Source organism: Bacillus sp. 05T31, assembly GCF_056396725.1.
On sequence record NZ_JBFTMA010001166.1, the window covers coordinates 1 to 772 of the forward strand.

Here is a 772-nt window from a genome sequence, read left to right on the forward strand (position 1 = left end):
GCCCAATAGAATACCAGAAACAATATGTTCCGAAAATGGTAGAGGCGGGTGCTGATGCAATCGTTGGAAGTCACCCGCATTGGTTACAAGGATTTGAGTATTACAATAAAGTTCCTATCGCATACTCGTTAGGAAACTTTTTATTCCCGAATTATGTAAATGGAAAGAGTGCCGAAACAGGCGTATTAACTTTAACCTTTAAAGGTAAGGATGTCCAAATGTCATTCAATCCTTACATCATTCGCAACAACCAAGTTTCTCCTGTAAATGAAGAAGAAAAGAAAAAAGCACTGCAATATTTACAAACGGTTTCAACTGATGTAGAAATTGATGATACTGGGAAAATAATAAAYAAACGCAACTAAACAGCACGAGATTCATTTCTCTGTAACATACATTACGGGATAGGTGATGAATATGCTGAAAAACTTATTAGAAAATATAAGTCTGTTAGAAAACGTGTATAAAATATCTATAGCGATCCTGCTTTTATGTTCATTTTTTCTGTTAGACTTCTAAGAAAAATAAAGCGAGAGAGAAAACTTACTCCCTTTGAATTTGCAATGTACGTAATCATTCGTATTGCAATACTTTTTTGGTTAACTAGCTTTATCCTTCTTAAATATGGAGCGTATTTCATTTAACTTTCAAAGAATAAAAAAGATAGAACAAGCAGGATTTCCCGCCGCTTGTATCTATCTTTTTTATTTCAAGTAGAATTGTATGTTAACTCTTTTCTTTTATTAAATAAGTAAATCAAATAGCACAGGAT

1 protein-coding gene and 1 pseudogene are annotated in these 772 nt (G+C 32.8%); both read left to right on the top strand.

The window, feature by feature from the left end:
- On the top strand, positions 1 to 365 hold a 365-nt coding region (locus AC1DJR_RS32130; RefSeq protein WP_477004484.1), incomplete at its 5' end, for a CapA family protein.
- Between the two features lie 52 nt (positions 366 to 417).
- A pseudogene (locus tag AC1DJR_RS32135) lies at positions 418 to 644 on the top strand (hypothetical protein).
- Positions 645 to 772: the final 128 nt, after the last annotated feature.